Annotated in this window: 10 protein-coding genes; 7 read left to right on the plus strand and 3 right to left on the minus strand. The window is 56.9% G+C overall.

All coding sequences use genetic code 11. The features are described 5' to 3' along the window. Window positions 1–19 precede the first annotated feature (19 nt). Window positions 20–1,495 (minus strand): aldehyde dehydrogenase family protein, encoded by a 1,476-nt coding sequence (locus HP566_RS09545; RefSeq protein ID WP_249977031.1) that lies wholly within the window; start codon window positions 1,493–1,495, stop codon window positions 20–22. 253 nt (window positions 1,496–1,748) lie between these two features. Between HP566_RS09545 and HP566_RS09550 the strand changes: the two genes are divergently transcribed. Both HP566_RS09550 and HP566_RS09555 read left to right on the plus strand, forming a co-directional pair. Next, on the plus strand, window positions 1,749–2,615 hold the full coding sequence (locus HP566_RS09550; RefSeq protein WP_249977032.1) for a GNAT family N-acetyltransferase: 867 nt from the start codon (window positions 1,749–1,751) through the stop codon (window positions 2,613–2,615). Between the two features lie 15 nt (window positions 2,616–2,630). Next, entirely contained in the window at window positions 2,631–3,926 is a 1,296-nt protein-coding gene (locus tag HP566_RS09555; protein ID WP_249977033.1) for an amidohydrolase, read from the plus strand. Between the two features lie 235 nt (window positions 3,927–4,161). Here HP566_RS09555 and HP566_RS09560 read toward each other — a convergent pair whose 3' ends face one another. Next, window positions 4,162–4,800, minus strand: coding sequence for an NAD(P)-dependent oxidoreductase (locus HP566_RS09560; RefSeq protein ID WP_249977034.1), 639 nt, complete (start codon window positions 4,798–4,800; stop codon window positions 4,162–4,164). A gap of 112 nt (window positions 4,801–4,912) precedes the next feature. On the opposite strand from HP566_RS09560, the gene HP566_RS09565 reads away from it, so the two are divergent. From HP566_RS09565 to HP566_RS09575, 3 genes are all read left to right on the plus strand, one after another. Continuing rightward, window positions 4,913–5,818: a LysR family transcriptional regulator gene (locus tag HP566_RS09565; protein WP_249977035.1), complete on the plus strand. Its 906-nt coding sequence runs from the start codon at window positions 4,913–4,915 to the stop codon at window positions 5,816–5,818. A gap of 117 nt (window positions 5,819–5,935) precedes the next feature. Next, the gene (locus HP566_RS09570) at window positions 5,936–6,403 is read left to right on the plus strand and encodes a RidA family protein (RefSeq protein ID WP_249977036.1); all 468 of its coding nucleotides are present in this window, start codon (window positions 5,936–5,938) and stop codon (window positions 6,401–6,403) included. Window positions 6,404–6,427: 24 nt separating this feature from the next. Beyond that, on the plus strand, window positions 6,428–7,837 hold the full coding sequence (locus HP566_RS09575; protein ID WP_249977037.1) for an amidase: 1,410 nt from the start codon (window positions 6,428–6,430) through the stop codon (window positions 7,835–7,837). Between the two features lie 6 nt (window positions 7,838–7,843). Here HP566_RS09575 and HP566_RS09580 read toward each other — a convergent pair whose 3' ends face one another. Beyond that, window positions 7,844–8,878, minus strand: a complete 1,035-nt coding sequence (locus HP566_RS09580; protein ID WP_249977038.1) for a LacI family DNA-binding transcriptional regulator — start codon at window positions 8,876–8,878, stop codon at window positions 7,844–7,846. A 134-nt stretch (window positions 8,879–9,012) separates the two neighbouring features. On the opposite strand from HP566_RS09580, the gene ltnD reads away from it, so the two are divergent. After that, window positions 9,013–9,945: an L-threonate dehydrogenase gene (gene ltnD, locus HP566_RS09585; RefSeq protein ID WP_340163071.1), complete on the plus strand. Its 933-nt coding sequence runs from the start codon at window positions 9,013–9,015 to the stop codon at window positions 9,943–9,945. A gap of 2 nt (window positions 9,946–9,947) precedes the next feature. Continuing rightward, the coding region (locus HP566_RS09590; RefSeq protein ID WP_249977039.1) for a four-carbon acid sugar kinase family protein at window positions 9,948–10,172 on the plus strand (225 nt) is incomplete at its 3' end.

Raw genomic sequence — 10,172 nt, forward strand, 5'->3', positions numbered from 1 at the left:
ATCCAATACGCTTTGATACTCAGTGGTCGAGGTCAATCAGCACACTTTTATGTTGCTGGCAGGCCTCAAAGGCAGCGCGTCCCAGGTCCCGGCCAATCCCGGAGCGTTTGTATCCGCCAGTGGGAAGAATGTAGTCGTTACTGCGGCCGTAACGGTTAACCCATACCGTACCCGTCGATAGCCTTCTTACTGCGCGCAGCGCACGCCCCAGGTCAGCGGTATGAACGCCTGCAGCCAAACCATAAACATCGTGCTCGGCCAGCGTTAACGCCTCTTCTTCATCCTCGAAGGTTTGAATGGTTAACACGGGGCCGAAGATTTCTTCTTTTACGGCGGGGTTGTGGCAGTCGGTTACATGCAACAGGGTGGGCTGGTAAAAGTAACCGTTGTCGTTTCGCTCATAGCGCTTGCCACCGCTCAGTAGCTCAGCGCCAGCGTCTCGGGAACGCGCCACGATCGACTCAATGCGAGCCAGTTGAGCGCTGGAAATAATCGGTGAAAACCAATTGCCCGTTTGCCAAGTGGGGCCAGGGGTGAGCGCTTTGAAAAGCCTGCCCAGGCGCGCAATCATGGGTTCAAACAGTGCTCGTTGGATCACAAGCCGCGAGCCCGCGACACACACTTGGCCTGCGTTGCCAGTAATCGCCGCGGCGAGGGTCGCAGCGGTACGATCAATATCTGTGATATCGGCAAACACCAGTTGAGGGCTCTTTCCACCAAGCTCTAGCGTGACTGGTTTGGGGCCGGTTTCTGCACAGGCAGCCATGATGGCACGCCCGGTTACCGTTGAGCCGGTGAACGTTACCTTTGCCACATAGGGGTGGCGGCAAAGCGTGTCTCCGGTCAGCGGCCCATTGCCCTGAATGACGTTGAAGACCCCCGGCGGCATGCCCGCCTCAATGGCTAATTCGGCCAGCCGCACGGCGGTGAAGGGGGTCAGCTCTGAGGGTTTAAGCACGACAGTGTTACCTGCTGCCAGGGCGGGGGCTACTTTCCAGCAGGTCATGCTGAGCGGAAAATTCCAGGGCGCGATTGCGCCAACGACGCCCAGTGGCTCGGCAATCTGCATGCCCAGGTGGTCGTGGGCGGTCGCCGCTACTTCGCCGCCATGCTTATCGGCGAATTCAGCAAAGAAACGAATACCCTCTGCGGTGTATGGCACGTCCCAGGACCGCACCTGATCAATCGGCCGGGTAGATCCTAGCGCTTCCAGTGGCGCGAGATAGTCAATATCGGCTTCAATCAGATCCGCCCAGCGGCGCATAATGCGTGCCCGCTCGCGCGGTGCGCAGCGTGACCAGTCACCGCGCATAAACGCTTGGTGGGCACTGGCGGCGGCATCATCGACGCGATTGGCACTGGCCATGGGGAGTTCGGCATAAACAGTACCATCAGAAGGGCGCGATACACTGAGTGCACCTGGGTCAATAATGCGCTGGCCCTGAATAAAGTGCGCGCTGGGAAGGGCCACGCAGGAAGGGTCGAAACCTGGCATGTTAATCCTTGTGGATGGGGGCAAGGGGGAACACCTAATTAGGATGCCTCGTTTGCTTACCATCCTAGGGCGGATGCCTCAGCATGGGGTGCTGAGTACAGGGTGCTTGGGCGCAGGTGATGCGCTCACATTTGGCAGCGACGGTTAAATCTGCTGAATTGCGTCCAGCTGCCTTGCATGGCGTGGCATAGTGCTTTCCTGAGTGCCAAAGTAGCTGCTAACCGATTAACACGCGTGCAAGGAAAATAGTGTGATGGCCCATTCCCCAGTGACGCTTGCTTCAGCTAAAGCTCCCTCTCGTTTTAATGGCCATGACTTACACTGGCGAACCATGACCGTTAATGATCTCCAGGCAGCACATGGCTTGTCGCTCAGGCTTGGCTGGCCCCACCGCGTCGATGACTGGCACCAGATGCTTGGTGTGGGAGAAGGCGTGGTAGTGGAAAACGTCGACGGTGAACTGATTGGCACGGGGTTCTGCCTCAATCAAGGCATTGTTGCCAACCTGGGGTTGGTAATTATTCGCGACGAGTGGCAGGGCTGTGGGTTGGGGCGAGAGATGATGACACGCCTGATGGCGCTCGCGGGCAACCGAACACTGCTATTAGTGGCCACGACCGCGGGCTTGCCCTTATACCAAAAGCTGGGCTTTGAACCCTGTCATCGTATTTGCCAATACCAAGGGACGGTTACTGGTGCGCTGCCTGTGTTGCTGCCTGGCTTGCGCAGGATGCAGGCAAACGATCACGCTGCACTGCTCGCCCTCTCACCCGCCAGCCCGGCCCATGCGGCGGCTGTTCAACAGGCCAGCGGTGGGGTGGTGATTGAAAATGAGGGGGTTATTGAAGGACTGGCACTTAAGCGCCCGTTTGGACGCGGCGAGCATATTGGCCCCATTATCGCTCGCAGCCCTGGACAGGTTCAGGCGCTGGTATTGGCGCTGCTGGCGGACGCTGAGGGCGGGTTTGTGCGCATCGACTTAGTCGATCCCGATGACGATAGCTGGCTGACTGCAGCAGGGCTCACCTGCGTTGATCAGGTTACCCGTATGCGCTGTGGTGAATCTGTCGCGGAAGGGCCGTTAACACAGTTTGGCTTGATTACTCAGGCGATGGGTTAGCAGTGGAGTTGCCTTATGAACGTTAACATCGTGGATGCTGCCAACGCTATCAGCCACAAACTCTATACTCAACGGCGTGATTTTCATCGCTACCCCGAGCAGGGGTGGATGGAGTTTCGCACTGCCAGCCATGTGGCTGAGCGGCTAAGTCAGCTGGGTTTCACTGTTCAGTTGGGGAGAGAAGTTGTCAGTGACAGTGCGCGTATGGGCGTGCCTGATACACAAACGATGGAGGAAGCATTGGCGTGTGCGCGCACGCAGGGGGCCATTGAGCGCTGGTTGCCTGCCTTGGAGGGGGGCTTTACCGGCGTGGTGGGTACACTGGATACGCAGCGCCCTGGGCTGACTCAGGCATTCCGCTTCGACCTTGATGCACTACCAATCGTTGAATCCGAGGATGCGCACCACCGGCCTTATAAGGATGCGTTTCACTCGCTGAATAATGGTTCGATGCATGCCTGCGGCCATGATGGTCATGCCACTATTGGGTTAGGGATGGCCAAGCTGCTAAGCCAATTTGCCAGTCAGTTATGCGGCAAAATAAAATTGATTTTTCAGCCAGCCGAAGAGGGCGTACGGGGCGCTCAATCGATGGTCGAAGCGGGGGTAGTGGAGGATGTTGACAGGTTGATCGCCACACATTTGGGACTTGGTCACCCCAGTGGCCATGTTATTTGTGCCGCTGATGGTTTTCTTGCCACTACCAAGCTGGATGTTCACTTTTCGGGTAGAGCGGCCCATGCCGGAGGGCAACCGGAGTTTGGCCAAAATGCTTTGCTGGCGGCAGCCCAGGCTACCCTCGGTTTGCACGCCATCGGCCCACATAGCCAGGGTGCTTCGCGAATCAATGTTGGGCAACTGGCAGCAGGAAGTGGGCGTAATATCGTGGCCGATAGTGCACTGTTAAAGCTGGAGACCCGTGGAGCCACCGCAGGCATAAATAGCTATATGGAAAGTCGTGCCTACGACGTGCTTAAAGGCGCTGCCGCTATGCAGGGGGTTGGCATCTCCATTGAACGGGTAGGTGCCGCGAGTGCGTGTACCGCTAGCCCGGACCTGGTGGAAAATATAGCCTCATGCCTAACCGATTACCCTGGCATCACCCAACTGGTGAGGCACGATATAACACCTGCGGGCTCTGAAGATGCCACCTCGCTAATGGCTAGGGTGATGGCGCGTGGCGGGCAGGCAACCTACATGATTTTTGGCGCCGACCTTGCTGCCGGGCACCATCACGCCTGCTTTGACTTTGATGAAACGGTGCTCCCTCTTGCGGTGGGAGCATTGACGAGGATAGCGCTTAATGACTGAGTTTATTGATTGCCATATCAGCCCCAATTACCGTTAGGCCACCTGCCTCTCTTGTTCGGCGGGAATTAAAAAAATTACGCAGAGTCATTTCCACCCGGTGCCTTGACTCAGCATGTTCAAAGTCAAGTAACGTGGCCTATAGTGGGTGCTACCAAGAAAGCACAATGGATACCGTCAACAAGGGCAGCATAGATACAGGCTTCCCTGCGAGTGCAGGGAGCCTCAGTTCAATCGCTCAGTACGCTACGCTAAAACGCTGATTTGGATGACGTGGGCTCTCCAGTTCATCCAGCATAGCTACCGCATAATCCTGCACTGAAATGCGGCTGTTACCTTCGCTATCTGTTAACAGCATGTCTCCGCCAAGCCTGAAATTGCCGGTGCGTTCGCCTGGAAAAATCTCTGCGGCTGGGGAAAGGAACGTCCACTCTTGCGCTGTTTGGGCACGTAAAATCTCAAGTGCTGCCTGTGCTCCTTCCGCGGTAGCGCGATATTCGGAGGGGAACTCGGGGGTATCCAATAGCTGTTTACCTGGGGCGACCTCAAGGGTGGCGGCACCTCCCACGACCAGTAATCGGGGCACGGATGCTTGCTGAGTGGCTGACAAAATGGAGCGAAAGCCTTTGAGGTAGTAGCCGAAAACGTTTTCCTGGGCATGGCCGCTGAATGCACTGATGACAGCATCCGCGCCGCTTAACTGCTGGGCAAGCGCCTCGGTGTTTAAGGCATCGCTTTTTACGCTAATAAGATTTTCCTGGGGGGCTATCCGTTCTGGCCGTGTAACGAGCGCGGTCACATGATGACCGCGGGCTAATGCTTCTTTTAACAGAGCCGCGCCGATAAATCCGCTAGCGCCGATCAGTGCAATTTTCATCGCCATACTCCTTTAGTGATTAGTGATGGCATTGTCGGATGAATGATTGATTTGAAAAATAGCCGGATAAGTAATTTACTGTTATCAATTTGATAACAATTGGCGTGCTGTAATGACCTGTGCCAACGAATTCGATCTGAATGGACTGCCGATCTTTACTGCCTTGGTGGAAGCGGGGAGCTTTACGGCCGCAGCGGAGCGGTTAGGCTGCACAAAAACCAGGGTCAGTCTGCAAATCCGGCAGTTGGAAGCGCGTTTGGGGGTGACACTGTTCCACCGTACCACCCGGCGTGTTCAGCTTACCCAGGCAGGGGAAATGCTTTATCACCAGTGCCAACCCTTACTGCAAGGATTGCAGGATGCGCTCGCCAGCACGGTGAGCGATGAGCATCAATTACACGGTGAATTGCGGCTAACAGCACCGGAAAATTACGCAGCAGGTGTTCTGAGTGAGGCCGTTGTAGCGTTTAGTCGCTTGCACCCCGCACTCTCTATTGAACTGCGTAGCGGGGACCGGGTAAGCGACATGGTTCAGGAGGGCATTGACCTGGCGTTTCGCTTGGGATGGCTTAAAGACTCAACCCAACGGGCACGTCGTCTAGGCACGTTTCAGCAGTATGTAGTCGCCGCTCCAGACTACCTGACACGCTATGGCATACCGGCGCACCCCAGCGCATTGGCAGAACATAAATGGATTGCCTTTACCCCTCTTAATGCGCCTTTAACATGGACTTTTCAACACATAGAGGAGCGGGTGGCAGTGCAAATGCATGCGAGTCTGGCGGCCAGCTCAACAGCAGGTTTAGTGGCACTGATGGTGACCGGCGGTGGCCTCTCGGTACTGCCTGATATAACCGCAGAACCTGAAATAGCCGCTGGACGTTTAGTGCGCGTATTGGAAGAGTGGTCGTTACCTGAAGGAGGTGTTTATGCTGTTTACCCTCCGGGTCGCCATGTCCCTGCCAAAGTACGCGCATTTATGGCTTTTTTTGAAGTGTTTTTAGGCAGACAGCGCTAGTGTGGTTGGGTGATTAACTCGCTTTGAAGCTCACCAGTTAGACTGGTTTACCAGCGTCTACTAACACTCAGTGATCAACAAGCGGCTTGAATGCGCGACATATAAGGATAGCGACGAATGAGTAAAACGATTGAACAGGCGGTGGCAGAGCAGGGCCTTACATTACCAACGATTCCCAAGCCAAGAGGTATGTTTCTACCCTGGTCCCGGTTGGGTAGTCAGCTGTTTTTAGCAGGCCAGATATGTGAGCGCGACGGTGCTGTGCTTTATCCGGGAAAGGTGGGTGCTGAGTTCGACCTTGAAGCCGGTAAGCTGGCGGCACAGGCGTGTGCCTTGAACCTCTTGGCGTCGCTCAGTGATGCCGTCGATGGCGATTTATCCCGTGTGGTGCGCTGTGTGCGTATGAATGGCTTCGTCAATGTGGCGCCCGGCTTTCATGATGTACCGCTCGTCATTAATGGTGCATCTGAGTTATTTGTTGCCCTGTTTGGTGATGCGGGGCGCCACGCCAGAACCGCCATTGGGGTTGCCGCCTTGCCGGGTAATGCGGCGGTGGAAGTCGAAGCGATCTTTGAAGTGTGCTAAACGCTATAGGGAGGTGTGTAAAACATGCAGGACTCACCGGTTTTTCTACCCCTGCGCGAACAGCGCGCACGGCTTCGTGATGGCACATTAACGGCAAGCGCGCTGGCGGAAGCCTCCATTGCTGCCTACCAGAGCCGTGGCGAGCACGATCATGCCTACCTTACCTGGAACGGTGGGCAGGCGTTGGCAATGGCCAGGGCTACCGATGCCGTGTTCGCTCAGGGCGGCGATGCGGGCGAGCTAATGGGGATAACCGTCTCTATCAAGGATATCTATGCGGTGCCGGGGCTGCCCACCTATGCCGGGTCTTCCCGGCGCTTGCCAAGCCAGTGGGAACGCCCTGGCCCAGTTGTCAGCGCAGTGTTGAAACAGCTGCCCTCGATCATGGGGAAAACCCATACGGTTGAGTTTGCGTTTGGTGGGCTGGGAACTAACGCCCACTGGGGGGCTCCGCGTAACCCCTGGGATATGGCGCTTCACCGTACTCCCGGCGGATCAAGTTCCGGTGCGGGCGTATCACTGGTCAGTGGCACCGCTAGCCTGGCACTAGGCACCGACACCGCCGGGTCGGTACGTATTCCCGCCGCAATGACCGGCGTGGTTGGCCTGAAAACCACCGCTGGACGCTGGTCGACCCAACAGATTGTGCCCTTATCCACCACGCTGGATACCCCAGGATTACTGGCGCACAGAGTGGATGATATCGCTTTTGCATTCGATGCGTTGGATGGAGCCCTCAGCGGTAATGATGAGCAGGTGCCGGCGACGCCCTCGCTTGCCGACCTGACGTTTGGCGTGCCGGAAACGTTCTTCTGGGAGGCGTGCAGCCCAGGTATTGCCGAAGCGGTGCAGGGGGCGATTAAACAGTTGGAAGCTGCTGGTGCGCGGATCGTGACGTTGGAGCTACCCGGCATTGATGAAGCGTATGAGTTATTTAAATTAGGTGGCGTGGCTGCCGCGGAACTGGCGGCGTTTCTAAAAACGCAACTACCCGAGATGGCCGATGCGCTTGACCCTAACGTCGCCGCCCGTGTTGCCGCTGCAGATGATATGCCCGCCTGGGAGTACGTGCGTCGCCGTGCCGTGCTGGATTCTCTGTATCAATCGGCTGCTGCCCGGATGATGGATGTGGATGCAGTGCTGACCCCAACGGTAGCCATTACTCCACCCACTATTGAGAGCCTGCAGCCCGAAGGCGCCTATCCCAAAGCCAATATGCTCGCGTTGCGCAACACGGCGATTGCTAACTTCCTGGGGCTGTGTGCCCTAACGCTGCCGGTTGGAAAAGATGCCGTAGGTATGCCCGTTGGCCTGCAAGTGCTTGCTGGGCCTTGGCAAGACGCTAAGCTTTTGGCAATTGGTCAGGCGATTGAAAACGAGTTGGGGGCGGGATTCGATATTCTTGGTCGTCCACCTGGCGTTACTGAAAGCTGATGGGGGTTAAGTGCTGCCCCCAGCCTGAAGTGTAAAGCCGACATCGTGCTGGCGGCGGTAAACACTTTTGCCGCCAAGCCGACGGATCAGCTCGGTGGCGGCCAGTCGGCCCATCTCCTCTCTAGGCGAGAGGATGGTGGTGAGTTGAGGTGTCACGTGTTGCCCCAGGGGGAGGCCGTTGAACCCGGCAATGGCGATGTCCCTGGGGATAGATAACCCTTGCCGCTGAGCAGCCAACAGCGCACCCGCGGCCAGATCGTCGTTGGCGAAGTGAATGGCCTGCGTATTGGGGTATTGGGCCAATACCTGGGCCAGACTTTCGGCGCCTGCCTGCAGGCTGCCAAGTGTATCTAACTCTACGATAGGAGCGCGGAGTCCATGGGCCTCCAGTACCGCTCTATGCCCTTCATAACGCATCCCCGCACGATAATCCTGGCTGAGCAGGGCACCTACATAGACAATATGCCGGTAGCCTTTGTCGATAAGGTGCGTTGCCATACAGCGGCCCGCAGCCACATGGCTCAGCCCGACGTTGAGATCCATCCCCTGGCCCAGCTCCATGACTTCCATGATGGGGTGGTCCCAATTATCCAGCAGCGTATGGCATGCCTTGTTATGACGCAGCCCTGCGATCACCAGAGCCGAGCAGGACCAGCCCAGAAAGGTGCGTACCAGCTGATATTCGCGGTCCAAATCATAGTCAGTATTGCCGAGTAGTATTTGGTAGCCCTCCGCTTCCAGGGTCTCTTGCAGTCCTTTGATAACCTCCACAAATACCGTGTTGACCAGGGAGGGGACAATAACGGCAATCAGCCGGGAGCGTGAAGATGCAAGGCTGCCCGCCACCAGGTTGGGCACATAGCCCAAACGCTCGACGGCCTCCAATACACTTCTTCGTGCACGGTTACTGACCTTATCCGGGTGGTTCAACGCCCGTGATGCCGTAATAGGGGAGACCCCGGCAGCCTGCGCAACCTGGCTCAAGGTTACTTGATCAGAGCGGCGGCGCTGTTTAACCGCATGGGGGGAATCTTTAGACATTGGTCGCACGTCCCTGAGGTTCAGCTTGTTGTTACGGGAAGAATAAACTAAAAGGAATGGTAGCGCTATCATGACAGCGCTACCATCAAGGTTTTGACGCCAGTAAAAATATAACAAGAGTGGGGTACCGGCAGGTGAAGCAAAACGAACAATCGTCACTGCATGTAGGCGTTATTGGACTCGGCTCAATGGGGCTGGGAACGGCCACTGCGCTGCTTCGCCAGGGGTTTCATGTAACGGGCTGTGATATTGCTGCTGACGCACGGACTGCGTTTGCCTCGGCAGGTGGCCGTAGTGTTTCATCACCTGCGGAGCTCGCCCATTGCCATATTGTGCTGGTCGTTGTGGTGAATGCTGCCCAGGTAGAGCGTGTACTGTTTGGGGAGCAGGGTGTGATTCGCCAACTGATGCCGGGCAGCCTGATTATGCAGTGCGCGACGGTAGCCCCCAGCCAGGCTAGAGAACTCGGTGAACGCCTGGCGGCGCAAGGTATGCTGTTGCTGGATGCACCGATTAGTGGAGGGGCCGCTAAGGCCAAAAGCGGTGAACTATCGGTGATGGCCTCTGGCGCACCAGAGGCGTTTGCCTGCGCTCAGCCGGTATTGGCTGCTATGGCAGCCAAGGTATATCCGCTTGGGGATACGCCTGGCGCTGGTTCCAGCATGAAGCTGGTCAACCAATTACTGGCCGGTGTGCATATTGCCACCGCTGCCGAAGCCATGGCGCTGGGCATTCGCATGGGGCTTGATCCTGAGGTGATATTCGAGGTGATTACCCATTCGGCGGGTAACTCCTGGATGTTTGAGAATCGCGTGCCGCATATCCTGAGCGGTGATTACACACCACTTTCCGCTGTGGATATTTTCGTTAAAGACCTCAATATCGTTCATCAAACCGGGCGCGAGCTGGCGCTGGCTACCCCGATCGCATCCAGCGCGTTGCAGCAATTTACCGCTGCCAGCGGGGCTGGATTTGGTCGCGAAGATGATTCAGCGGTGATTAAAGTCTATCAGCGGTTATCGGGTATTACGCTGCCGGATGCCGCCAATGATGCTCAGGGGGCCTAGGTATGGGTACCGGTACGGGCATTGTCTTAGGCGCCATTGCAGACGACTTCACCGGGGCCACCGACCTCGCCAATAATCTGGTGCGCGGTGGCATGCGCTGCCTGCAGGTGATGGGTGTGCCTCAGGCCGCGGTTGATCTGAGCGAGGTGGATGCGGTGGTGGTGGCGCTCAAGTCCCGCTCCTGCCCGGTGGAAGAGGCCGTCGCGGACTCCCTTGCCGCCCTGGAC

This window comes from Vreelandella olivaria (assembly GCF_023507745.1).
Taxonomy (GTDB): domain Bacteria; phylum Pseudomonadota; class Gammaproteobacteria; order Pseudomonadales; family Halomonadaceae; genus Vreelandella; species Vreelandella olivaria_A.